Origin of the sequence: Streptomyces cyaneus (assembly GCF_004028635.1) — a bacterium.
Taxonomy (GTDB): domain Bacteria; phylum Actinomycetota; class Actinomycetes; order Streptomycetales; family Streptomycetaceae; genus Streptomyces; species Streptomyces cyaneus.
Window position 1 is genome coordinate 680,609 of sequence record NZ_RQJW01000003.1, and the last position, 23,675, is coordinate 704,283.

19 protein-coding genes and 1 pseudogene are annotated in these 23,675 nt (G+C 68.8%); 16 read left to right on the forward strand and 4 right to left on the reverse strand.

What is annotated here, in order from left to right; translation table 11 throughout:
• Positions 1-8 precede the first annotated feature (8 nt).
• The 13 genes and pseudogenes from EHO50_RS12040 (at position 9) to EHO50_RS12105 (ending at position 13,042) form a co-directional block, all read left to right on the forward strand.
• Entirely contained in the window at positions 9-845 is an 837-nt protein-coding gene (locus EHO50_RS12040; protein WP_342786915.1) for an alpha/beta fold hydrolase, read from the forward strand.
• A 46-nt stretch (positions 846-891) separates the two neighbouring features.
• The gene (locus EHO50_RS12045; RefSeq protein ID WP_128429893.1) at positions 892-1,713 is read left to right on the forward strand and encodes an SCO6745 family protein; all 822 of its coding nucleotides are present in this window, start codon (positions 892-894) and stop codon (positions 1,711-1,713) included.
• 151 nt (positions 1,714-1,864) lie between these two features.
• Entirely contained in the window at positions 1,865-2,557 is a 693-nt protein-coding gene (locus EHO50_RS12050; protein WP_246101115.1) for a DUF4328 domain-containing protein, read from the forward strand.
• A 756-nt stretch (positions 2,558-3,313) separates the two neighbouring features.
• Positions 3,314-4,075, forward strand: a complete 762-nt coding sequence (locus EHO50_RS12060) for a DeoR/GlpR family DNA-binding transcription regulator (RefSeq protein ID WP_128429894.1) — start codon at positions 3,314-3,316, stop codon at positions 4,073-4,075.
• An 86-nt stretch (positions 4,076-4,161) separates the two neighbouring features.
• Positions 4,162-5,517, forward strand: a complete 1,356-nt coding sequence (locus EHO50_RS12065; protein WP_128429895.1) for an ABC transporter substrate-binding protein — start codon at positions 4,162-4,164, stop codon at positions 5,515-5,517.
• A gap of 80 nt (positions 5,518-5,597) precedes the next feature.
• Positions 5,598-6,557, forward strand: a complete 960-nt coding sequence (locus EHO50_RS12070) for a carbohydrate ABC transporter permease (protein ID WP_128429896.1) — start codon at positions 5,598-5,600, stop codon at positions 6,555-6,557.
• The gene (locus tag EHO50_RS12075; protein WP_128429897.1) at positions 6,554-7,441 is read left to right on the forward strand and encodes a carbohydrate ABC transporter permease; all 888 of its coding nucleotides are present in this window, start codon (positions 6,554-6,556) and stop codon (positions 7,439-7,441) included. The genes EHO50_RS12070 and EHO50_RS12075 overlap by 4 nt, the downstream gene beginning before the upstream one ends.
• The gene (locus EHO50_RS12080) at positions 7,438-8,427 is read left to right on the forward strand and encodes a zinc-dependent alcohol dehydrogenase family protein (protein ID WP_128429898.1); all 990 of its coding nucleotides are present in this window, start codon (positions 7,438-7,440) and stop codon (positions 8,425-8,427) included. Before EHO50_RS12075 ends, EHO50_RS12080 begins: the two co-directional genes overlap by 4 nt.
• A gap of 271 nt (positions 8,428-8,698) precedes the next feature.
• Entirely contained in the window at positions 8,699-9,538 is an 840-nt protein-coding gene (locus tag EHO50_RS12085) for an endonuclease/exonuclease/phosphatase family protein (protein ID WP_128429899.1), read from the forward strand.
• 25 nt (positions 9,539-9,563) lie between these two features.
• Positions 9,564-9,797 (forward strand): annotated as a pseudogene (locus tag EHO50_RS12090) (ATP-binding protein); the annotation flags it as partial.
• Positions 9,798-9,851: 54 nt separating this feature from the next.
• Positions 9,852-10,376 (forward strand): hypothetical protein, encoded by a 525-nt coding sequence (locus EHO50_RS12095; protein WP_128429900.1) that lies wholly within the window; start codon positions 9,852-9,854, stop codon positions 10,374-10,376.
• Positions 10,377-10,686: 310 nt separating this feature from the next.
• Positions 10,687-12,105, forward strand: coding sequence for a hypothetical protein (locus tag EHO50_RS12100; RefSeq protein ID WP_128429901.1), 1,419 nt, complete (start codon positions 10,687-10,689; stop codon positions 12,103-12,105).
• A gap of 265 nt (positions 12,106-12,370) precedes the next feature.
• Entirely contained in the window at positions 12,371-13,042 is a 672-nt protein-coding gene (locus EHO50_RS12105; protein WP_128429902.1) for a pyridoxamine 5'-phosphate oxidase family protein, read from the forward strand.
• Positions 13,043-13,174: 132 nt separating this feature from the next.
• On the opposite strand, the gene EHO50_RS12110 is transcribed toward EHO50_RS12105, so the two are convergent.
• Positions 13,175-14,893 carry an acyl-CoA dehydrogenase family protein gene (locus EHO50_RS12110; RefSeq protein ID WP_128429903.1) on the reverse strand — a complete coding sequence of 573 codons (1,719 nt, stop codon included), beginning with the start codon at positions 14,891-14,893 and terminating at the stop codon, positions 13,175-13,177.
• Positions 14,894-15,007: 114 nt separating this feature from the next.
• Complete coding sequence (locus EHO50_RS12115) at positions 15,008-15,574, reverse strand: PadR family transcriptional regulator (RefSeq protein ID WP_128429904.1); 567 nt, start codon at positions 15,572-15,574, stop codon at positions 15,008-15,010.
• Between the two features lie 408 nt (positions 15,575-15,982).
• Here EHO50_RS12115 and EHO50_RS12120 point away from each other — a divergent pair, with 408 nt between their 5' ends.
• Positions 15,983-17,212 carry a GNAT family N-acetyltransferase gene (locus tag EHO50_RS12120; protein ID WP_128429905.1) on the forward strand — a complete coding sequence of 410 codons (1,230 nt, stop codon included), beginning with the start codon at positions 15,983-15,985 and terminating at the stop codon, positions 17,210-17,212.
• Positions 17,213-17,266: 54 nt separating this feature from the next.
• Here EHO50_RS12120 and EHO50_RS12125 read toward each other — a convergent pair whose 3' ends face one another.
• On the reverse strand, positions 17,267-18,433 hold the full coding sequence (locus EHO50_RS12125) for a PucR family transcriptional regulator (protein ID WP_128430667.1): 1,167 nt from the start codon (positions 18,431-18,433) through the stop codon (positions 17,267-17,269).
• A gap of 164 nt (positions 18,434-18,597) precedes the next feature.
• On the opposite strand from EHO50_RS12125, the gene EHO50_RS12130 reads away from it, so the two are divergent.
• Positions 18,598-20,085, forward strand: coding sequence for a long-chain-fatty-acid--CoA ligase (locus tag EHO50_RS12130; protein WP_128429906.1), 1,488 nt, complete (start codon positions 18,598-18,600; stop codon positions 20,083-20,085).
• Positions 20,086-20,666: 581 nt separating this feature from the next.
• Here the strand turns inward: EHO50_RS12130 and EHO50_RS12135 are convergent.
• Positions 20,667-21,866: an NACHT domain-containing protein gene (locus EHO50_RS12135; RefSeq protein ID WP_246101116.1), complete on the reverse strand. Its 1,200-nt coding sequence runs from the start codon at positions 21,864-21,866 to the stop codon at positions 20,667-20,669.
• Between the two features lie 229 nt (positions 21,867-22,095).
• Between EHO50_RS12135 and EHO50_RS12140 the strand changes: the two genes are divergently transcribed.
• On the forward strand, positions 22,096-23,670 hold the full coding sequence (locus tag EHO50_RS12140; protein ID WP_425472157.1) for an acyl-CoA carboxylase subunit beta: 1,575 nt from the start codon (positions 22,096-22,098) through the stop codon (positions 23,668-23,670).
• Positions 23,671-23,675: the final 5 nt, after the last annotated feature.

A 23,675-nucleotide genomic window follows, 5' to 3' on the forward strand; every position in this document is an offset into this window, starting at 1 on the left:
GGCGCGTCGTGACCGAGCTGAGCATCTCCACCAGTGCGGGCGTCTTCGACGCGGTCGAGGCGGGCCCGCCCGAGGGCCGCCCGGTGCTGCTGCTGCACGGTTTCCCGCAGACGGGACTGGTGTGGCAACGGCAGATCACGGCGTTGGCCGCGCACGGCTACCGGGTGGTGGCGCCCGACCAGCGTGGCTACTCCCCCGGCGCCCGCCCCCAGCGGCCCGAGGACTATTGCATGAGCCTTCTCGTCGACGACGTGGTCGCGATCACGGAGGAACTGGGCTGGACGGCGTTCGACCTGGTCGGCCACGACTGGGGCGGCGCGGTGGCCTGGTGGACCGCTGACGCCCACCCCGACCGCGTACGCACCCTGACGGTCGTCTCGACACCTCATCCCGGCGCTCTGGCCACCGCCCTGCGCACCGACGAGGACCAGCGCAGCCGCTCGCAGTACATGATCGACTGGCGCGAAACGCCCGCGACCGAGGAGCGCATGCTGGCCCACGATGCCCAGCTGCTGCGCGCCCTCTACGCCGGGAAGGTGCCGCAGGACAGTGCCGACGCCTATGTACGGCACCTGTCCCGGCCAGGTGCTCTCACCGCCGCGCTGAACTGGTACCGGGCCGGCCGCCCCGACGGCAAGATCGGAATCGTCGACGTGCCCACGCTATACGTCTGGAGCACGAAGGACAGCGCGTTCGGCCCGGCGGCGGCACAGGAGACCGAGCGGTGGGTCAACGGGCCGTACCGCTTCGAGGCCCTCCAGGACGTCAGTCACTGGATCCCCGAGGAGGCGCCCGAAACCCTGAACCGCCTGCTGCTCGAACACCTGCGAACGCACGGCGAGTGAGGAACGGCAGCGCACACCCCTCCCCCGACTCCACGAAGAGGTGACCATGAAGGCAGCTCGTGCGGCCTGGCGCGGACTCGAGCCCGTACACGGCATGATCTATTTCGTCCCCGAGGCAAGGCGACGGTACGCGGACCTCGGACTGAGCGGACGCGCCGGCTACTTCGCCTCCCGCAGCGCCGCGTTCGGCCGAGCCTCCGCCGAGTTGGTCATCTCGACCTTCTACAACTTCAACCCCGATCTCGTACGGCAGGCGCTCGACGGGGCATGGGACGCAACGACACCGCAGCAGGTGCTGGACGCTCGGTACGCCGCGGCGGGCGAGGCCCTGCGGCGGGCGGGAATCCATGAACTGCCCGCCCTGGACGAGGTCCTGGCGCTGACCCGCCGGGCCGCCGAGGCGGCCTGCGAACACACCCAGGGGCGCCCACTGTTCGCCGCGCATGCCGCGCTGCCCTGGCCGGAGGAGCCGGTGCTGCAACTGTGGCACTTCCAGACGCTGCTCCGGGAGTTCCGTGGAGACGGGCACATCGCGTGCCTGCTGAGCGAGGGCGTCGGGGCCTTGGAAGCCCTGGTTCTGCACGCGGCCACCGGTGAGGTTCCCGTCGACTTCCTCAAGGCGAGCCGCGCATGGCCCGAGGAGGAATGGGCCGACACCCAGGAGCGCCTGCGCAAGCGTGGCCTCCTGGACGGCGACTCGCTCAGTTCGGAAGGTGTCACCCTGCGCCGGCACATCGAGGACCGGACCGACCGCCTGGCCCTCCCCGCCTACGCCGCCCTCGGTGACGCCGACTGCGAGCGCCTCGCCGAACTCGCGAGCCCCTTCGGCCGCGCCGTGCTCGAAGCCGGCCTCCTCAAGCTCGGCTGACCCGGCCTTTCTCTTCAGGTTGGCCTGTCATGTCTGGGCGTCCACCTGCAGGATTGTCATGGACGGGATATATGAGATCGGCGTACTGTGCCTCGGCCGCGCCTCATTCCGCGGACCGTGTCATTTCTCGCCCGTGGGGGGCCTCATCGTCATGTCCGAATCCAGTGATCTACGTCCGCGTCCCCTGCTGCCCGCCGGGGCGCCCGTATCGTCCCTCGGTCTCCTGGTCGCGGCCGTCGCGGGGCTCGCTCTGGTCGCCTTCTGCGACCTGTTCAGCCTGTTCGCCGGCTTTCGCTTCCTGGCGGTGATCGACGGGGACGGCGGCTTCTTCACGGCTCCCCAGCAGGAGCTGGATGCCGCTGCCGCGCTGTACGAGACGGCCGGGAGATACCAGGCCATCGTGTACGTACCCGCCGCGATCGTATTCGTCGTCTGGTTTTTCCGTATGCGCCGCAACACCGGGTTGCTGGCGCCGGACCGGTTCCGCAACGGACCCGGGTGGGCCATCGGAGCCTGGCTCATTCCGCTGGTGAACCTCTGGCTGCCGTATCGCATCGCCCTCGACATGTGGGGGGCCGCCACTCCGCTGCCGGCCGAGGGCGAGCGGTTCCGGGCGCGGACCTGGCCGGTGAACCTGTGGTGGGGTCTGTTCGTCTTCAGCGTTCTGTTCGATCGGTACGAGATGACGAAATACCGGGACGCCGAGACGTTGATGGAGATCAGGGACGCGGTGGTGCAGTACATGACCGCCGACGCGGTGCACATCGCCGCCGCCGCTGCCGCCATGTACTTCGCCGTCCGGCTGACCACCATGCAGCGGCTCAAGGCGATTGAGGGGCCGTAGCGGCCGGCGATTCGTCAAGGAGACGTCGGAGGTTCGACGAACGCGCCTACGTCTTCCACGGCGCCGTCATCCGTTGGCCGAGGCCGCAATGCGGACGACGGAGTACGGCCACGATCTGGGCACCGAAAGCATGCGGGAACGGTTCGGCCTGGTTCCAAGCCATCGAGGCGGTCGCTGCCCGCCAGCCGTCGTCGGAGGCGTTGGCCAAGATCGCGATCTTGCTGCGGACATGCGGTCTCACCGATGCGTCGTTCGCCCTCTGCGACCAGGCGGACTCCGTGGAGCGGATCATGCTGACGGAAGTCGTGCGGGCGGGCGCGCGGCACAAACTGGGTGATCTTCAGGCTTTATTCGTCCGAGCCCACAGCCGACGACGGTGCCTCGACGACGAAATCGTCGCAGCCTAGTAGTCACATGATCCGCCGGATTACGCCTCCCCTCGGCAGATGGCCGGATTTCCGCGCCGGAATCCCGGCCGGATGTCCGGATGCATCCGCAAAAACGGGCAGTGAACGGTCACATTTCAGCCGACGAGCGGGCAGCAGGCTCCCACTTCGCTGACCCCTTCACCGCATCGACCAAGGGATCCGCACTCCGGAAACCGGGCACATTCGGTCGTGAACTGCTCTACGACGAACCTGGTCAGTACGGGCAATCCCCTTGTAGAAATTTGGCCACCGAAGCCCGAACGGGCCGGGCTCCGGGAAACAGTCGGCGCGGGCACAACGCGCAGAGCCGCAAATCGGAGGTGTCGCCGTGGATGCCGAGGAACGAAGACGCGGAATCCTGGAAACGGCGCGCCGTTCCGGATCCGTGGACGTCGGGGAGCTTGCCGACGACCTCGGGGTCTCCAAGGAGACCGTGAGGCGCGATCTGAACCTGCTGGAGAGGCACGGGCTGGTGCGGCGTACGCACGGCGGTGCCCATCCCGTGGAGAGCGCGGGTTTCGAGACCACGCTCGCCTTCCGCACCACCATGCACGTCCCCGAGAAGTCCCGGATCGCGGCCGCCGCGGCCGAGCTGCTCGGGGACGCCGAGACCGTCTTCATCGACGAGGGCTACACCCCGCAGCTCATCGCCGGCGCCCTCCCCCGCGACCGGCCACTGACCGTGGTCACCTCCTCGCTGGCCACCGCAGGTGACCTGGCTTCCGCCCAGAACATCGCCGTGCTGCTGCTCGGCGGCCGGGTGCGCGGCGGAACACTGGCCACGGTCGACCACTGGGCCACCCGCATGCTGTCCGGCTTTGTCATCGACCTGGCGTACGTCGGCGCGAACGGCATCTCCCGCGAGTATGGGCTCACCACCCCCGATCCCGCCGTCAGTGAGGTCAAGGCTCAGGTGCTCAAGGCCGCCAGGCGTCGGGTCTTTTCCGGAGTCCATACGAAATTCGGTGCCGTCAGCTTCTGCCGCTTCGCGGACGTCGCGGAATTCGAGGCGATCGTCACCGATGCCGGGCTGCCCGCCTCCGAAGCACACCGCTACTCACTGCTGGGCCCCGAAGTCATCCGGGTCTGAGCCGCAGTTCATCCCCGTATCCCAAAACCCCCGCAAGCACGGGGGCCTGGTTCCCCACGCCCTCGAAACCTTCCCTGGAGTCAGTCATGCGCACACGAAGAATGACCCAAGTCCTTGTCACCGCCACGGCGGCGAGCTCGCTGCTGGTCGCCTGTAGCGGGGCGGGCGGCTCCACGAGTTCCGGCGGCGGGGGCGAGAGCATCAATGTGCTGATGGTCGGCAACCCGCAGATGGAGGACATCGCGAAGCTCACCAAGGACAGCTTCACCAAGGACACCGGTATCAAGGTGAACTTCACGATCCTTCCCGAGAACGAGCTGCGCGACAAGGTCACCCAGGACGTCGCCACCCAGGCCGGCCAGTACGACGTGGCCACCATCGGCGCCTACGAGGTCCCCATCTGGGAGAAGAACGGCTGGCTGCACGAACTGAGCTCCTACGCCGACAAGGACGCGAGCTTCGACAAGGCCGACCTGCTCAAGCCGATGGTCACGTCGCTGTCCGGCTCGGACGGCAAGCTCTACGCCCTGCCGTTCTACGGCGAGTCGTCCTTCCTCATGTACAACAAGGACGTCATGAAGGCGAAGGGCATCACGGTGCCCGAGCGCCCGACCTGGCAGCAGATAGCCGACATCGCGGCCAAGGTCGACGGTGCGGAGCCGGGGATGCGGGGCATCTGTCTGCGCGGTCTGGCCGGCTGGGGTGAGCTCGGGGCGTCACTGTCGACCGTGGTCAACACCTTCGGCGGCACCTGGTTCACCAAGGACTGGAAGGCCCAGGTCAGCAGCCCGGAGTTCAAGAAGGCGACGAACTTCTACGTCGATCTGGTCCGGGAACACGGGGAGGCGGGAGCGGCGCAAGCCGGCTTCACCGAGTGCCTGAACGCGATGAGCCAGAAGAAGGTCGCCATGTGGTACGACGCGACCAGCGCGGCCGGGTCGCTGGAGGATGCCAACGCCAGCAAGGTCGCCGGCCATGTCGGCTACGCCTACGCGCCGACCGTGCAGACCAAGAGCAGCGGCTGGCTGTGGAGTTGGGCGTGGGCGATGCCCAAGACCACGAAGAAGGCCGACGCCGCCTCGAAGTTCATGCTGTGGGCCTCGAGCAAGAAGTACGAGCAACTGGTCGGCGAGAAGCTCGGTTGGTCGCGCGTCCCGGCCGGCAAGCGGGCCAGCACGTACGAGATCCCGGAGTACAAGAAGGCCGCCGCCTCGTTCGGTGACATCACCCTGAAGTCCATCGAGGGAGCCGACCCGGCCAACCCGGGCGTCCAGCCCCGGCCGACCGTGGGCGTCCAGTACGTGGCCATCCCCGAGTTCCAGGACCTCGGCACCAAGGTCACCCAGGAGATCTCCGCCGCCATCGCCGGCAAGACCAGCGTGGACAAGGCACTGAACGACGGCCAGAAGCTCGCCGAGGACGTCGCCAAGAACTACCAGTGACCCTCCCGAACCGCCCGGCCGGCCTCCCCCCGGCCGGGCACCCCTCCCCCACCCCCGCCGTCACCGGCAGAGGAAAGTCCATGACCACGCTCACCGCTGAACCCAAGACAGCATCACCGCCCAGTCACCGACGCGCGTCCACCGGCGCCGGCAAGTGGCGCCGCCGCATCCCGCTGCTGCCGGCGCTGGTCTTCACCATCGTCGTCACTCAACTGCCCTTCGTGGCAACGCTCGTCATCTCCACCTTCCAGTGGAACATCCTCAGGCCGGGCGAACGGCACTTCGTCGGTCTGTCCAACTTCACGTTCGTCTTCACCGACGAGCGGCTGCGCACGGCGGTGCTCAACACCGTCGTACTCACCGCCTCGGTGGTGCTCATCAGCGTGGTCCTCGGCCTCGGCCTGGCGATGCTGCTCGACCGCCGGTTCATCGGCCGTGGTCTGGCGCGGACGATGCTCATCGCGCCGTTCCTCGTCATGCCTGTCGCCGCGGCGCTGCTGTGGAAGCACGCCATCTACAACCCCGACTACGGCCTGCTCAACGGCACCCTGAACGCCGTATACCGCTTCTTCGGCGCGGACAACGGCCCCACGATCGACTGGGTGTCCTCCTACCCCATGCCCGCGGTCGTAGTGTCGCTGGTCTGGCAGTGGACGCCGTTCATGATGCTGATCCTGCTGGCCGGTCTGCAGGCACAGCCCGGTGACGTTCTGGAGGCTGCCCGCATGGACGGGGCGTCGGCCCTGGCGACCTTCCGCTTCATCACCCTGCCGCACCTGCGCCAGTACATCGAGCTGGGCGTCCTGCTCGGCACGATCTACGTCGTGCAGACCTTCGACGCGGTCTACACCATCACCCAGGGCGGGCCGGGCTCGCAGACGACCAACCTGCCGTACGAGATCTACCTGACCATGTTCCGCAAGTACGAGTACGGCCAGGCAGCCGCCGCCGGTGTGGTCGTCGTCCTCGGCTCGATCGTGATCGCGACCTTCGCGCTGCGCACCATCGCGTCGCTGTTCCGCGAGGAGGTATCCCGATGACCGCTCACACAGCAGTCGCCGCTCCCGGCGCGAGGCTCAAGAAGCTCCTCCGGCGCCACGACGACCAAGGCGGTGCGCCCCGGCTGTCGCCGCTGTGGACGTTCGTCGCCTGGCTCGCCACCCTGGCGTTCTTCGCGCCGGTGGCGTGGATGGTGCTCACCTCCTTCCACCAGGAGGCGGACGCGGCGACCAATCCGCCGACCCCCTTCGCCCCCGTCACCTTCGATCAGTACAAGCTGCTGTTCAGCCGGGACATCACCCCGTTCCTCCTCAACTCGGCCATGGCGAGCGTGATTTCGACGGTGCTGGTGCTCGCCCTGGCGGTGCCGGCGGCCTACGCGCTGTCCATCAAGCCGGTCAAGAAGTGGACCGACGTGATGTTCTTCTTCCTGTCCACGAAGTTCCTGCCGGCCATCGCGGCACTGCTGCCCGTGTACCTGATCGTCAAGGACGCCGGGATGCTGGACAACGTGTGGACGTTGATCATCCTCTACACCGCCATGAACCTGCCGATCGCGGTGTGGATGATGCGCTCGTTCCTCGCCGAGGTGCCCAAGGAGATCCTGGAGGCCGCCGAAGTCGACGGCGCGGGCCTGCTGACCGTGCTGTGGCGGGTGGTCGCGCCGGTCGCCATGCCCGGACTCGCCGCCACCTCGCTGATCTGCTTCATCTTCAGCTGGAACGAGTTCATGTTCGCCGTCAACCTCACCGCGACCAACGCCTCGACGGCGCCGGTCTTCCTCGTCGGCTTCATCACCAGCGAAGGCCTCTTCCTCGCCCGGCTCTGCGCCGCCGCCACGCTGGTCTCCCTGCCGGTCCTCATCGCCGGCTTCGCCGCCCAGGACAAACTGGTCCGCGGCCTGTCCCTAGGAGCAGTCAAGTGAAAGCCGCTGTCATCGAAGCCCCCGGCAATGTCACCGTCACCACGGTGCCCGACCCCACTCCCGGGCCGCGCGAGGTCGTGGTCGACGTGGCGGCCTGCGGGCTGTGCGGGACCGATCTGCACATCCTGCAGGGCGAGTTCGCACCGACCCTGCCGGTGGTGCCGGGCCACGAGTTCGCCGGGGAGGTGGTGGGCCTCGGCAGCGAGGTCACCGAACTCGCCATCGGCGACCGCGTCGCCGTCGACCCCTCCCTCTACTGCAACGAGTGCCGCTACTGCCGGGCCGGCCGCAACAACCTCTGCGACCGGTGGCGGGCGATCGGCGTGACCGTGGCCGGTGGCGCCGCCGAGTACGCCGTGGCGCCCGTCGCCAACTGCGTACGGCTGCCGGACCACGTGGACGTCCAGGACGCCGCCCTGATCGAACCGCTGTCCTGCGCCGTGCGCGGCTACGACGTCCTCAACAGCAGACTCGGCTCCCACGTCCTCATCTACGGCAGCGGGACGATGGGCCTGATGATGCTGGAGCTGGCCAAGCGCACCGGCGCCGCCTCGGTCGATGTCGTCGACGTCAACCCGGAACGGCTGACGACGGCCGAGAAGCTGGGCTGCTCCCAAGCAGCCCTCTCCGCCGACGAGTTGGGGCGGCCGGCCGGCTGGGACGTGGTGATCGACGCGACCGGCAACGCCGCCGCCATCCAGGACGGCCTGGACCGGGTCGCCAAAGCCGGCACGTTCCTGCAGTTCGGAGTCTCCGACTACGCCACGACGGCCACCATCTCGCCGTACCGCATCTACAACCAGGAGATCACCATCACCGGCTCCATGGCCGTCCTGCACAGCTACGAGCGCGCCGCGGAACTGTTCGCCACCGGGGTGCTCGATCCACAGGTGTTCATCAGCCACCGGCTGCCGCTGACGGAGTACCCGCAGGCACTGGACCGGTTCGCAGCCGGCCAGGGACGGAAGATCGTCGTACTGCCCTGACCTCCACGCGAGGATCACGCCCGTGCGGTGGGAACCGCACGGGCGGCCGGCAACACGGTGTAAAGCATGTCCGCAGCGCCGCATCCATTGTTGGGTCCCGGGTCGTGTGCGTGGGCACGCTCGTGGAGCCTCCGACGGGCGATTTGTTCGATGCGGCGGCTTCGTCCGAGCGCAATGAGATCCGGCACAGTGCATGTGTTGCTGACAGCCCCGTCGCATAACCTCATGCATAGAGACGTCAGATGCCATATGTATCCACTCTGAGGAGGCGATGGTGTTCGGAAGGGGCACGCGGTTACTCGGGGGCGCCGTGATCGTGGCCTGCATGGTGCTCATCGGCCGCAGTGCACCAAGTGGTGCGCCCTTCGGCAGGTCACTGCCCGTCGACGCCGTCAGGGATGTCGTACCGAACCGGGTCATGACGTGGAACATCTGCAACCCCTGCGAAGTAGGCAACCTTGACCGGGCGGCGGAGATCGCCAGGTATGCGCCCCAGGTCATCGGCATGCAAGAAGCGTGCGTGCGTGACGTCGAGAGGATCCGGGAGTATCTGGAGAACCTGCACGGGCTGGCTTACCACGTCGAGTACGGGACGGTTCTTGAGAGTTGGGGCCGCTGCGGGGGAGCGCCGTGGAGTCCGGGGGCCTACGGCCAGGCAGTCCTCTCAGCGGCACCGATGACAGACCGTGTCAACGTGGAATATCCCGACGGCGGATCCGAAGACCGTGGCTACATGGCAGTCACCACCATGGTGGGCGGCCAGCCTGTCCGGGTCTTCAACACACACCTCGCCCACCGGCATCAAGAGGCGGTCAGAGCAGGCCAGACCGGCGTACTCGCCAGAGAGGTCGCCCGGCACGACCGTGCGATCGTTCTCGGCGACTTCAACGCCGTGCCGGACGCCCCCGAACTCACCGGGATATGGGCACTGGCCGCGGATACAGACTCCCAGTGCCGTCCCTCGTCCACCGGCACCTGCAAGCCGACGACCGACTGGCAGAGCAAGTTCGACTACGTCTTCCTGCGAGGCATCGCCCCGCTCAAGCACCGTGTGCATCCCACCCCGTACTCGGATCACCATCTGGTGTACACCGACCTGGACTTGGCTTAGTGCGGCCGCAGGGCGGCGGCGCCCCGAGGCGGCCATGGCCGGCTTCGGCGTCCGCTACGTGCTGGCCGCCAAACTCGTCAACGAACTCATCGAGGCGGCGGACGACAAGCAGCTGACCCAGACCATCGCCCGCTACGGCCGGGGCGACCTGCTCTGCATCGACGAACTCGGCTCCATGGAACTCGACCGCCGCGGCGCCGAACTGCTCTTCCAGGGCCTGACCGAACGCGAGGAGAAGAACAGCGTCGCATGGACCAGTCGTTTGCCACGCTGACCACGGATCACAGCCACCGTGCTGAAGGAGGAATCCGATTTGGCCGCCCCCTGGGATGCTCTGGCGTCCACGAGCGTCGGTGCCGTCGCAACCATCCTCGGCATCGTGGTGGGCGGCTTCGTCGGCCGCCGCAGCCAGAACCAGCAATGGCTGCGCGACACCCAAACAGCAGCCTACGGAGCCTTTCTCCGGGAGTTCACCGCCGTCGAGATCGAGCTGCGTGAGGCATACCTCGACGACCGGCCCAACAACGCCAACTGGCCGCCGTTCAACGCCGCCTTGACCTCACTCAGCCTGGTCGCCACCCGCGACGTCGCGAACGCAGCCGGCGACCTGGCCGATGCGATCGGCCGCTTCGCGCTCCTGGTCGCCGACCGCGACCCGAAGAACCGCGACGACCTCCAGCGGATCATGGCAGAACTCGCATCCGGACAGCTCGCCTTCGTCAACACGGCCCGTCGTTCCCTCGACGGCACCCAGCAGTCCATCGACCGACAGCTCGGAGGACCGCCGCCATGGCGAGAGATCGAGCCTTACGCCCCCGCACCTCGCTCAGGCGACTGATGCCTCTTCGATTCGGGCCTGTAGCTGCGATCTCGCGGCCTCTCGCTTGTCTTCAGGGAGCAGGAGGTACCGATCGATGGCCCGTCGCCGGGCTAGCCATCCGCTGGCCGCGAGTTCCCAACGTTCTGAGGGAGTGAATAGCTGTCTGAATCCGGTGACGAGCAACGTGATGGCGGCAATGAGGGCCGTGACCAGAGGGCGAGCCCCCCCGGCAGCAACGACCGTTGCCGATGCGGCGAGCAGCCCGGTCACCTCAAACTGCTAGCGTTCGAGCCGATCATTACCGGGTCAACGGGGGGAGTAACCAACGATGCAGCGTCCGATGGCCGTTCTCAGCATCGCCACCGCCGTCGTTCTGCTGGCAGGTTGCAGCGGCAACGACGACAAGTCCAACTCGAAATCCGAGAGCGACGGCAGCAGCACAGCCACCGCGCCGTCGGCGCCGACAGTCGCCTCCTTCGACCCGCCCAAGGCATTCGTCGCGATGTCGGCGTTCGGGGTCGAGCGCACGGCCAAGGACAATGAGTACACGCTCCAGGCCGGCATGGTGGGCCAGACCTCTCTGATCGCGGGACTCACCGGTGTCACGGGCCGCAACATCGCCGCGCACGGCCAGCCGTGGACCGTCCCGTCCGCTGCGGCGTCCACCACCGAGACGCTGGACGTGACCGCACCGATGGGCGTCCAGGTGGACGGCAAGGACGTCGTAGCGATCGCTTATGTTCAGAACGACAAGGGCAACGGCACCCAGAAGGCCAAAGGCCAGGTGGTGTTCCAGTGGCTCAATGCGACCGACGGCAAGAAGGTTGCCGAAGTCACCGCCGACCTCACCCCGACCCTCGGCGCGGGCCGAGGCGGAGACACCGTGGTGAGCCAGGCGTACGACGCCGCCACCGGGCAGATCGTCGTCGGTGTCGGAGCCGACGGCCAGGAGGCCGCCAAAAAGGGCGGCGAGGCGTTCACGGTCTATGCCGACCCGAAGACCCAGAAGTCGACCGTCATCCCGTTCGTCACCCCAGCGGGCGTACTGAACGGTGTCGTCGCCGGAGCAAAGGGCAGAAACCAGGAGGGCGCGGCCGACGGCACGATCGTGATCGCCGATGGTACGACCGGCAAGATCACCAAGCAGACCCCGACCAAGCAGGACTATCTCAACCCGGCAGGCAGCGGCTCCAAGCGCGCCTACCTCGCCTCCAACTCGTACGAGGGCAACGACAAGTACAACAACGCCCTGTACTCGGTCGACATCGCCAGCGGTTCCGTCGTACAGACCAAGTCACAGGTCGTGGACGAGCAGGTGAGCAGCTTCACCTGCTGGGGTGATCAGGCCAAGGCTGTGGTCTGCACGTCCGGCGCGTACGGCGGCAAGGAGATCTTCGGCTTCGACGACACCACCGGCAAGAAGACCTGGGGATACACCGACAAGTCGGCGAGCCGGGTCGTCCCGACGGTCACCGCGGCGTTCCACGGCATCGTCTACGCCCAGACCGACGCCCAGCCGGTCCTGATGGACGCGGCGACCGGCTCGGACGTGCCGACCAGCACGCCGACTCCACCGTCGCATGACAATGACCCGGGCAGCGCGAACGGTTCGGACATGTCGCTGTACAGCGGCACGCTGAAGTCTCCGACGGCGGTCACGAAGTACGGCGGCGCCTACCTGCAGGCCCCGAGTGGCAGTAACTACGACCTCCAGTCAGTCCTGATCGCACTGGCACCCACCGCCTGATCATGCGAAATCGGGTGGGAGGGCCGGGTCGCCCGGTGCTCCCACCACAGCACCGGACATGCGGGCCTGCATCCGGCGGTTCATCCAGCTGATCTCGGCCACGGTTACGGCGAGTACGTGACGTACACGTACACGTTCACGCTCAGGTCGGCGAAGGGGTCGCGAGTCGCTCGTCTGTACGGATCACGACACCGTGCTCGATACAGCGTTAGAGTGCGGTCGCGCCCCACGCCCAGCTGAAGGCCACAGGAAGGCAGCGCGTTCCGTGAACCACACCCACGAGTCCACCGGCTCCGTCGGCGAGCGCCGCCTGCAGCACGTTCTCGGCACGGCCGACCAGGCCGCCGCCTTCTACGACCGCCAGGTGCAGTCCCGTCTCACCCCGCAGATGGCGGACTTCATAGGGCGGCAGACCATGGCGTTCCTGTCCACGTCGGACGCCGGTGGAGCCTGCGACGTCACATTCCGTGCCGGTCCCCCGGGCTTCGTCACCGTGCTGGACGACGGCACCCTCACCTACCCCGAGTACCGCGGTAACGGGGTCCTCGCCAGCGCGGGAAACATCACCGAGAACCCGCATATCGGCCTGCTCTTCGTCGACTTCACCCATGACCACATCGGCCTGCACGTCAATGGCGCAGCTCGGCTCCACCGGGACGAGGAGCAGCGGCGGGCCTACCCTCACCTTCCGGTGGAAACCGCTCCTGGACGCAGGCCCGAATTCTGGGTGCACATCACGGTGGAGGAGGCGTATGTGCACTGCTCAAAGCACATCCCCCACCTCGAGCCGGCCCCGCGCCCGCGCCCGGGGGCCCATCGGCCAAAGGATGCCGACTACTTCGTTCCCCTCGCCGAGCTCCAGCCCTCGCTGTACGAGGGCGTGCAGACTTCGGGAACACGCACCGGACCTCTGCCGGGCAGGGGACTGACCGCGTGACCCCGACGGCACTCGCCGTAACCGTGGCCACGGTTACGGCGAGTACGTGACGAAGTCGGGTGATACGGGCGTTACTGCTCCCGGGGGCCCCTGACCGTCAGGTGTCGACGAGTCCCCTGGGCGCGCTCGCTGTCACGGCGCCATCTCGTACGCCCCGGACAGTGCCTCGACGCGCTCCCAGACCCGCCCCGAACGCGCTTCGTCGACGACGGGACGCCGGACGGCACCGAGCGCCCAGCGCTGCTGATCCGCAGTGGCGGAATCCTTGCCATGCAGCTCGACGGCGAACGCGGAGAAGTCGCGGACGAGGACGGAGAACAGTTCGTCGAGCACGTCCTCGTCAAGGCCCATGAGGCGGGCCTGCTCCAGGATCAGCTGGCCGTGCACCACCAGCGCGAACAGCTGGCCGACGGCGAGAAGGAGATCGAGGTCGCGGCTCTGCTCCTCGTCGGGCGCCGCGGTGGCGACGAACTCGCACAGGGCATCGGCCTGTTCCCGGAAGCGGGCGACGTTCGGCACACCGGCGTATGCGTCGTAGGCGGGGCGCCAGTCGTGGAAGCGCACGGAGCCAAGGCCACGGGCCGGTCCCTGCTCGAACAGGAATGTGTCGTCAGCCGCGTCGAGGCGGGTCGGCACGGGCGCGAACTCGGCCGGGTTCAGGAGGTGGTTGCGCATGAACTTGAGGATCAGAGCCAGGTTGACGTGCACCGTGCCCTCGAGCTTGGGCAGCCCCCGGATCTCGACGGCGGCCTGGGCGAAGTAGGTGTCCTTCTCGAAGCCCTTGGCGGCGATCACGTCCCACATCAGGTCGATGACCTTCTCGCCCTCCGTGGTCACCTTCATCTTCGTCATCGGGTTGAAGAGCAGGTAGCGGCGGTCGTCCGGCGAGGCGGAGCGGAAGTAGTCGACGGCGCGGTCGCTGAACAACTTCATGCCGACGAGGCGTACGTACGCGTCGGCCAACTCGCGGCGCACGTGCGGGAAGGCTGTGACGGGGCGGCCGTACAGGATGCGGTTGTGCGCGTGGGTGATCGCCTCGTACATCGCGTGCTCACAGATGCCGATCGAGGCGGTGCAGAGATTGAACTTGCCGACGTTGACGGTGTTGAGGGCGGCGTCGAAGGCGGCGCGGCCCGTGTGCAGGACGTCGTCCGGGCCCACGGGGTAGTCCTCAAGGCGGAACTCGCTGACGTACTTCGACGAATCGACGACGTTCTTCACCAGGTCATAGGCCGGGTGGCGGCTGTCGGCGGCGAAGAAGACGTAGCCGTCCGGTCCCTCGATGTCGGTGCGTCGGCCGAAGACCGAGACGAGTCCGGCGGCATTGCCGTTGCCGATGTAGTACTTGGAGCCCGTCGCGCTGAAGCCGCCGTTGCCGTCCGGCGTCAGCAGCATGTCGGTGGAGTAGATGTCGGCCCCGTGGGTCTTCTCGGAGAGGCCGAAGGCGAACACCTCGCCCTGGGCGAGGAGTTCCGCCGCGCGGGTGCGAGCTGCGGTGTTGTCGCTCTGCCAGACCGGTCCGAGACCGAGGATGGTCACCTGCCATGCGTACCAGTAATCGAGGCCGTAGAACCCGAAGATCTCGTTGAGGGCGGCGATCCGGGCCGTGTCCCAGCGCTGGTCCTTGTGTCCGGCGGCGGACGCCGGGGTGAGGAACGCGGCGAACAGCCCCTCCTTGGCCGCGAACGCGAGGAAATCGGCCAGCCAGGCGCGGGAACGGTAGTCCTCGATGAGCCTGCGCTTGCCGCGGTCCTCGAACCAGTCGACGGTGGCACGCAGCAACCTGCGGGTCTCCGGGTCGAACTGCGCCGGGTCGTACGTGCGCGGGTTGAAGAGGAGGGGGTCGGCCATGGAGGTCCGCCTTCCGAGAGTTGAGGGTGGAGGGTGCGGGTGGTGCAGGTGGCGCGGATGGTGCAGGTGGTGAGGACTGAAGGTCGCGGAGCGCGGGCGGCGGTGGCCGGCCGTTCAGGCATGGGGGTGTGACGTGCCGAGCCGGCGGAGGGTGGCGAGCACGTCGTCGAGCCAGGCGATCGTCATTCGCTCGTACGCGATGCCGCCGCGCAGCACTACATGCTGCAGCTCCTGACCGGCGTCGAGCGGGGTGGGCGCCGCCGGGCCGGTGAAGTCGCGCAGCTCCCCGGCGAGATAGTGCGCGAGCCGGTCGCTGTGCACCTGGCGGTGCCGTTCGACCTCACGGATCAGCACGGACGGGTCGTCGAAGGCCGCGCCGCGGATCTTCACGGCGAGGTCGTGCCGCACGCTCTCGGGTTCGATGGGTTCGTGCAGCCACTGCGAGAGAGCGGCACGGCCGGGCCCTACGACGGAGTACTCCTTCTTGTCCGGCCGGCTCTGCTGCGGCAGCCCGCGCACGGCGAGCAGGCCATCGCTCTCCATGCGCTTGAGAACGCGGTAGATCTGCTGGTGCGTGGCGGTCCAGAAGTATCCGATGGACCGTTCGAACCGCCGGGCCAGCTCATAGCCGGAGCCCGGCTTCTCCAGCAGGGAGACGAGGATCGCGTGCTCGAGCGCCATACCCCGATCTTTATATGCAACTCGTTGCATAGCCAAGTGGCGCCGCCCAGGTGAGACGGGGCTCACGCGGGCGCAGCCGGGGAGGCAGGCCGATGCATGAACTGACCCACATCGCCCGCAACACCGTCGCGTGGCTCGAAGCACCCGACCTCAGGGTCCAGTCCGGCCAGGGGGCGATCGCCGCGCGGCCGGCAGCGACCTCCTGATCGGCGGCGGTTGGGGCGCGCTCTTCTCCGACCTGGTCCGCGTCCGACTACCGCAACTCCCCCCGGGGCCGGGCTGGGACCGGGTTGTGCTGTGACCGGCCGTGGGCACGGCCGTAATTCGTTTGACCGGGCCGCGGGTCGACGCTGCACTGTGGCCAGACACCACGAGTCGTGGTGCCGGTGTCCCGAGGAGGCAGCAGCGGTGGAGATCCGTCCCACGACCGACAAGGATCTCGACGTCTTCGTCGACACAGTCCATGCCGCCTTCGGGCGCTTCCCGGAAACCCCGATCGAGGGCGGCGGGCTCTGGTGGTCGGCGCTCGAAATGGACCGCTGCCTGCTCGCCCTGACGGCGGACGCGCGACCCGTCGGCACCGCCGCCACGCACTCCTTCGAGCTAACCCTGCCCGGTGAGACCCTCGTCCCGGCCCCCGGGGTGACCGCCGTCGGCGTCGTGCCCTCGCACCGGCGCCAGGGGGTGCTCAGCGCCATGATGCGGCATCAGCTCACCGTGCTGCGGGCCCAGGGGGAGTTCCTCTCCGTGCTGCTGGCCTCTCAGGCCACGATCTACGGCAGGTTCGGCTACGGACCGGCGACCTACACACAGCAGCTGACCGTGCCGCGCCACGAGGCGGCCCTCGCCCTCCCCCGGGCGCGCGCAGTGGCCGACACACCAGCGACCGGCTCGGACAACGGCTCGGTCGAGGTGCTGCGTCGTGCCGAGTGCGGCGAGATCCTGGAAGAGGTCTACGACCGGTATCGCCGCGCCCAGCCCGGCGCGCTGTCCCGGCCGCACCGCTGGTGGGCCTTGCGCGCGGGGCAGCCCCCGATCTCACCGGCGCCGCGCTACATCGCCGTTCACCGGGCCGCAGACGGCGTCCCGGACGGGTACGCCAGCTACTCGATCGAGTCCGGCACCCTGACTGTCGACGAGACCATCGCCACCGACGACGCCGTCTTCACGGCCCTGGCCCGGTTCGTACTCGGCCACGACCTGGTCTCTCAGATCGTGTTCACCCACGTCCCGCCCGGGCACCCGCTGCGCTGGCAGCTCGCGGACTTCCGCGCCGGCCAGGCGAGCGGCGACAAGGACTGGCTCTGGGTGCGGCTGCTGGACGTCCCGCGTGCGCTGACCGCGCGCGGCTGGTTCACGGACTGCGAGCTCGTCCTCGACGTCGACGACCCGTTCCTCGGCGAGCACGGCCGCTACCTGCTGATCGTCCGGGACGGCAAGGCCGACTGCGTCCCGACGGACCGGGAGCCCGACCTGTCCCTGGACGTCCGCGACCTGGGCTCGGTCTACCTCGGCGGCACCGCCCCCAGCACGCTCGTACGCGCCGGACACATCCGGGCCCACCACCCGGGCGCGGCCACCCTCGCCGACGCCCTCTTCCGCACCGACCGCCCTCCGCACTGCCTGCACTGGTTCTGACCGCGCGCTCGTAGACCCCGCAAAAGCAACCCTGCAAAGGCTCACTGAATGCCGTCACTGGACGTCACTGAATGACGCGCCCGCCCGGCCGACCGCCAGGAGCGCCGCGCCGATGTCCGCCGCCGCTCGCGGATCGGACAGGGAGCGGCCCGTCACTTCCTCGACGCGGCGCAGCCGGTAGCGGACGGTGTTGGGGTGGACGAACAGACTCCGCGCCGCGTCCGTGGCGGAGCCGGCAGCGGCGTACCAGTGCTCCAGGGTCTCCAGGAGACGGGAGCGCTCCGCGACCGGGAGATCGAGCAGGGGCTGGAGGACCACCTCCACGAGGTGCGCCGCCTCGGCCGGAGCGGCGGCGACGACCATGGCCAGCGGGTTGTCGTCGAACCGCGCGACGCCGGGGCCGGTGCCCTGGAGGCCGGCCAGAGCCAGTCGGGCGAAGCGCAGAGCCTGGGGGGTGTCCCGCAGCGAGTGGAAGCACGGGCTGACGCCTACGCGGGCGCCCGCGCGACGCAGGATGCGCAGGCAGGTGTTCTCCGCCGTCGCCGTGGGCAGGGCGGCCAGACCGATCTGCTGGTCGGGCAGCAGCCGCCAGGCGAAGTGGACCTGGGCCTGACGCAGCGCCGCTTCCGTCCCCGCCAGCGGCTCCTCGCCGGGAGCGTCGGCCGCCGCCGCGACGACCACGTACGGCCCACGGTCGGGCAGACCCAGCTCGCGGGCGGCCTCCCACAGCGTGCGGTCGGCGATGACGCCGGTGAACAGCGCCTCCACCAGTGCCGAGCGGCGCGCCTGACGCCGCGAGGTCAGCTCGGCGGTCGTCTCCCGGTAGGCCGCCGCCACCGCCTCCGCGTAGCGGCCGAACAGGGCCCAGATCTCCGCGGACTGGGAGACCAGTTGGGCGTCGGTGACCTCGGGATGGGTGCGTGCCTCGGCGAGGATGTCCGTCCACAGGAGTTCGAAACCGATCCGGTACGCGTGCAGGGTGTCCGCCAGCGGCACGCCCTGCTCGGCGCGGAGCTGGCCGGTCTCCCGGGCCGGGCTCGGGTCCTTCGCGCCCGCGCGGCCGAGCTGCTTCAGGAGCAGGTCCGCGTTGGCGGTGCACGAGCGGCGCAGCGAGTCGAAGGGGATCAGTGACTCGTCCTTGTAGGCGTCGACGTCCGAGCGGATGCGCTGCGCCATCCGCTCGCCCAGTTCCGGCAGCCTCGCATGAAGCGCCGAGACCACCCCTGTGAGGTTCATTCCCGCAGCGTAACGCCCATGTTTTGTTCTCGGGAACAATCCCGGAGGGCAGACGCTGTCACACCGCACATAGGCCGTCGCCGCGGACATCTGCACGATGTCGTCAACGTGAACAGCGGATTTCGACGGCGACTTTCGTGGAGGCGGTCATGGCCAATCTGGCTCAGTTCCTGGTGGAGACGGCACGGCGACAGCCGGAACGCCCCGCGCTGCGACTGGGAGGCCAGGTCACCAGCTACGCGGAACTCGACGAGCGCAGCGCCCGCGCCGCCGCGCTGTTGCGGGCCGAGGGCGTACGGCCCGGAGACCGGGTCGCTCTGATGCTGCCCAACGTTCCCGAGTTCGTCGTCCTGTACTACGGCGTGCTGCGCGCCGGAGCGGTCGTCGTGCCGATGAACCCGCTGCTGAAGGCCCGGGAGACCGACTACCACCTGCGCGACTCGGGCGCGGAGCTGCTCTTCGATTGGCACCAGGCGCCGGGCGAGGGCGCGCAGGGCGCGGCCGCCGCCGGAGTACGGCACATGGCCGTCGAGCCTGCTGCCTTCGCGGGCATGCTGGCCGGTCACGAGCCGCTGCCGGAGGTGAGCGAGCCGGACAGCGAGGACGTGGCCGTGCTGCTGTACACCTCGGGCACCACCGGCCGCCCCAAGGGCGCCACTCTCACTCACACCGGGCTGCGGCACAACACCGAGGTCAACGCGGTGCATGTGCAGCGGATGACGGCGGATGACGTGGTCGTGGGCTGCCTGCCGCTCTTCCACATCTTCGGGCAGATCTGCACGATGAGCGTGACCGTCCGCGCCGGTGCCTCGCTCATCCTGATCCCCCGCTTCGACCCGCAGACCGTGCTGGAGGCCATCGCCCGCGACCGGGCAACGGTCTTCGAGGGCGTACCGACCATGTACGCGGCGCTGCTCCAGCATCCGTCGGACGCCGACGTGTCCACGCTGCGGATGTGCGTCTCCGGCGGGGCCTCGCTGCCGGTGGAGATCCTGCACGGCTTCGAGCGTCGCTTCGGCTGCGTGGTGCTGGAGGGCTTCGGCATGTCCGAGACCAGTCCGGTGGTCACGTTCAACCACCCCGACCGGCCGCGCAAGGCCGGCTCCATCGGCACCCCGATCAAGGACGTGGAGGTGCGGCTCCTCGACGACAAGGGCCAGGACGTGGCTCCCGGCGAGATCGGTGAACTGGCCGTGCGCGGGCCGAACGTGATGAAGGGGTACTGGAAGCGCCCGGAGGAGACGGCGGCCACCATCCCGGACGGCTGGCTGCGCAGCGGCGACCTCGCGCGGCAGGACGAGGACGGCTACCTGTACATCGTCGACCGCAAGAAGGACATGATCATCCGCGGTGGCTACAACGTCTACCCGCGCGAGATCGAGGAGGTGCTCCACGAGCACCCGGCCGTCGCGCTGGCCGCGGTGGTGGGCGTGGCCGACGCGCATCTGGGCGAGGAGATCGCGGCCGCGGTGGTGCTGCGCCCGAACGCGCAGGCCACGCCCGACGAGCTCCAACTGTTCGTCAAGGAGCGGGTGGCGGCGTACAAGTACCCGCGCGAGGTGTGGCTCGTGGACGCACTCCCGACCGGCCCCAGCGGCAAGATCCTCAAGAGGGAGATCAGCGCGCCGGCGAGGTGAGGTCGATGTGGCCGAGTCAGCCGGGTGACGCGTAGCAACGCCTGACGCGTTCCCGGGCGCTCGAGCGGCCCGAGCCCTGGGGGCCTCGTTCTCCCTCAGGGCGTCAGGGTGATCCGGACGGCGGACCAAGCCGGAGACGGCAGCCTCAGGGTTGGTGTGAGGCGTCGGCGAGCCAGTCCTGCAGTTCCAGGTGGCGGAACTGGTAGGCGATGCCGACACGTCGAAGCAGGCCGGCATCGGTTGCCCACTCCAGGAACCTGCGCAGCCGCCAGGCCAGAGCCCGGGACGCTGATCCTGAGGGGTTTGCAGCCATACCCGGGCAGCCCACGAAGGCTCTGGCCACGGAAGTGTCCATGACGCCCCAACTACGGCAAGGGCCAATACGATGCACAGGGCCGGCAAGAAGGTGGCGCCGTCCGCCCACAGGGACAGGGCGGCAACCCCCAGGGGCAGCACCGCGTAGAGGGCGCCGTGGACGATGCGGGGACGACTGCCTGCCAAAGGCCACAGTTCGTACAGGACCAGATCGGTGCTGGACAGGGTCCGGCCGGCCACGGTACGGCTGGTGGCGGCATTGGTGTTCAGATAACCGGCCAGCGCTCCCATCCAGGCTCGGACTTGAGCGGGGGTGTAGGTGCCGCCCCACGGAGTGCGGGGCGGAGCAGGTCTTGGGGCAAGTGCAGGTAAGCGCCGGTGAGATCGCGCTGCTCATGTACGGTCACGGCCACGGTCAGCCGCCACGGGGTGGACAACGCCCGCGCCAGCGGCGAGGACGGGGTCCGGTCGAGGGTGTCCAGCACGCCCTGCCAGCGCGGCGAGCTCCCAACGCGCCTCTCGATGAACAGGCGGGCCTGGGCGGGACTGACCTGACCGATCTCCACTCGCGCGGCATCCTGGGCCCAGACCTCCAAGGCTTCCAACGCCTCGTACTGCCCGGTGCGGCAGGTGAGCACCAGGCTCGCTTTCGCCCGACCGCGTTGGTAGATGTTGAGCACCTCCAACGCCTGCCGGGCTCGAGAGCCGTATCCTGGCGTGTCGTTCCCGGCGTCCATCTCGTCCAGCCCGTCCAGTACGGGGAGGATGAGCCCCGCGTCCATCAACGCCGCGGCGCCGGTTCGGGAGAGCCGATAGGTGCTCACCAGGTGCCGGCACACCCACGCCCGAACCAGCTGCACTGCCTTGTCCGGATCAAGGACGGTCCTCGCACCCTCGTCCCACCCAGCCCCGGGTTGAGTGACGGAGAGGGTGTCCCAAGAGGCCAGAGGCAGCCGTATCGGGACCGGGTCCTCAGGCTTGCGCTCCTCCAGCAGGGCGAGGAGGAGTTCGAGGGCAAGCACGGTCTTGCCCGCCCCCGGCGCCCCGGTGATCACCAAGCGTCCTGGCCGCAGCTGCTTGTAGTAGCTCACCACATCGCTCAATCGTCCCTCCGCGGCAGCACCAGCAGCGTTACGTGCTGCAGCCGGACGGAACACGAAAGGCACGTTGATCGCCACGCCGTCCCCGCCGAGCAACTGCACCCGCGCGCCGGTCTCCACTCGCAGCACCACCCGCGCCAGCCGACCCGCCATGACCACCGGATCGTCCTCCTGGTGACGCTGCGCCCGCCAGGACATCCACGCCGACCAGCCCGCCATCGCAAGCCCCGCCAAGCCGATCGCCGCGCTGACCAAGTCGACATCACCGGGCTTCAACCCCGGTAAGAACCACGCCACCAGGGCGACTAGTGCCACCAGTGTCGCCGCGCATACGAACCCCCAGAACCACGCGGCCGACCTAGGCATGTCCATGACTACAGATCATCGCAACCGCGACACACCCTGCGCCATGAATCAGACGCGACAACGCCCAGGGCGACCGCGGTCGGCAGCCGGAAACGCTGCGGGAGACAGTCCCTTGTCACACGGGGATGAAATTCCGTTCCGGAGGACTCAACTCCCCCACAGCCAACAGTGATTCGCTCAGACATTCGCCCTCGCGCTGCCATATTCGACAACCACTTCGGAGGTGGTTGTGACCCAAGAGGCGACGACATCCGGTCCGGCGCAGGTGGTTGCGCACGCGCCCCAGAGCACCGTGGAACGCATCACTGACCTGGCCCGCCGCCACCAGCAGGCCCTGGTGCCGGGCGGGGCGAGGCGGCGCGAGGAGTTCGGGGCCCGGGAGCGGATCGAGCGGCTGGTGGACAAGGGATCCTTCAGCGAGACCGGCCTGTTCGTGCGGGCACGGCCCACCGGGGACGGCGGCCGACGGCCCTACGGCGACGGGGTGGTCACCGGGTACGGCACGGTCGACGGGCGCCGGGTGTGCGTGTTCGCCCAGGACTCCGCGGTCTTCGGCGGCAGCATGGGCGAGGCGTTCGGCGAGAAGACCCTCGCCCTCATGGACCTCGCCCTGAAGACCGGCTGCCCGGTCGTCGGGCTCAACGACGGCGGCGGCGCCCGTATCCAGGAGGGCGTCGCCTCGCTCGCCCTCTATGCCGAGCTGGTGCGACGCAACGTGCAGGCGTCCGGCGTGATTCCGCAGATCTCGGTCGTGCTGGGGCCGTGTGCGGGCGGGGCGGCCTACTCACCTTCCATCACCGACTTCACCGTGATGGTCGACGGCGCCTCGCACATGTTCGTCACCGGCCCCGACGTCATCGAGGCGGTCACCGGCGAGCGCGCCACCGCCGAGGAACTGGGCGGCGCCCGCACCAGTAACGCCGTCAACGGCAACGCGCACTTCCTCGCGGCCGACGAGGAGGACGCCCTGGACGTCGTACGCGATCTGCTGTCGTATCTGCCGGCCAACAACCTGGAGCGGCCCCCGGAGTACGCGCCTGGCGACGCCCCCGAAACAGACCTGCTCGACTCCGTCGTCCCGGACCGGCTCGGGCAGGCCTACGACATGCGGGAGATCCTGCGGGCGGTGGTCGACGACGGTGAACTGCTGGAGGTGCAGGAGCTGTTCGCGCCGAACATCATCTGCGCCCTGGCGCGGGTCGAGGGCCGGTCGGTCGGCGTCGTCGCCAACCAGCCGCTGCACGCCGCCGGGGTCCTCGACATCGACGCCTCCGAGAAGGCCGCGCGTTTCGTACGATTCTGCGACGCGTTCGGCATTCCGCTGCTGACCTTCGCCGACGTCCCGGGCTATCTGTCCGGCGTACGACAGGAGCGCGGCGGCATCATCCGGCGCGGCGCCAAGCTGCTGTACGCCTATGCCGAGGCCACCGTTCCCAAGGTCACGGTCGTGGTGCGCAAGGCGTACGGCGGCGGGTACGCGGTGATGGGTTCCAAGCACCTCGGGGCCGACATCAACCTCGCCTGGCCCACCGCCCGCATCGCCGTCATGGGCGCCGAGGGGGCGGTGGGTGTCCTGCACCGGCGCGAGCTGGCCGCCGCCGACGATCCCGAGGCGCTGCGCGCCCGCCTGGTCGCCTCGTACGAGCGCACCCACGGCACGCCCTACCTCGCCGCCGAACGCGGATACGTCGACGCCGTGATCGCCCCTCGCGACACCCGCGACCACATCTGCCGCGCCCTGAACGCCCTGCACGGCAAACGCGCGCCGCTGCCGCAGCGGCGGCACGGCAACATCCCGCTCTGAGCCCC

Excerpts from the sequence above, each read along its gene's own strand:
- EHO50_RS12045 (WP_128429893.1), top strand. The coding sequence starts at position 892 with ATGAAGGCAGCTCGTGCGGCCTGGCGCGGACTCGAGCCCGTACACGGC.
- EHO50_RS12050 (WP_246101115.1), top strand. The coding sequence starts at position 1,865 with ATGTCCGAATCCAGTGATCTACGTCCGCGTCCCCTGCTGCCCGCCGGG.
- EHO50_RS12065 (WP_128429895.1), top strand. The coding sequence starts at position 4,162 with ATGCGCACACGAAGAATGACCCAAGTCCTTGTCACCGCCACGGCGGCG.
- EHO50_RS12070 (WP_128429896.1), top strand. The coding sequence starts at position 5,598 with ATGACCACGCTCACCGCTGAACCCAAGACAGCATCACCGCCCAGTCAC.
- EHO50_RS12075 (WP_128429897.1), top strand. The coding sequence starts at position 6,554 with ATGACCGCTCACACAGCAGTCGCCGCTCCCGGCGCGAGGCTCAAGAAG.
- EHO50_RS12085 (WP_128429899.1), top strand. The coding sequence starts at position 8,699 with ATGGTGTTCGGAAGGGGCACGCGGTTACTCGGGGGCGCCGTGATCGTG.
- EHO50_RS12100 (WP_128429901.1), top strand. The coding sequence starts at position 10,687 with ATGCAGCGTCCGATGGCCGTTCTCAGCATCGCCACCGCCGTCGTTCTG.
- EHO50_RS12110 (WP_128429903.1), bottom strand. The coding sequence starts at position 14,893 with ATGGCCGACCCCCTCCTCTTCAACCCGCGCACGTACGACCCGGCGCAG.
- EHO50_RS12115 (WP_128429904.1), bottom strand. The coding sequence starts at position 15,574 with ATGGCGCTCGAGCACGCGATCCTCGTCTCCCTGCTGGAGAAGCCGGGC.
- EHO50_RS12130 (WP_128429906.1), top strand. The coding sequence starts at position 18,598 with ATGGCCAATCTGGCTCAGTTCCTGGTGGAGACGGCACGGCGACAGCCG.
- EHO50_RS12135 (WP_246101116.1), bottom strand. The coding sequence starts at position 21,866 with ATGCCTAGGTCGGCCGCGTGGTTCTGGGGGTTCGTATGCGCGGCGACA.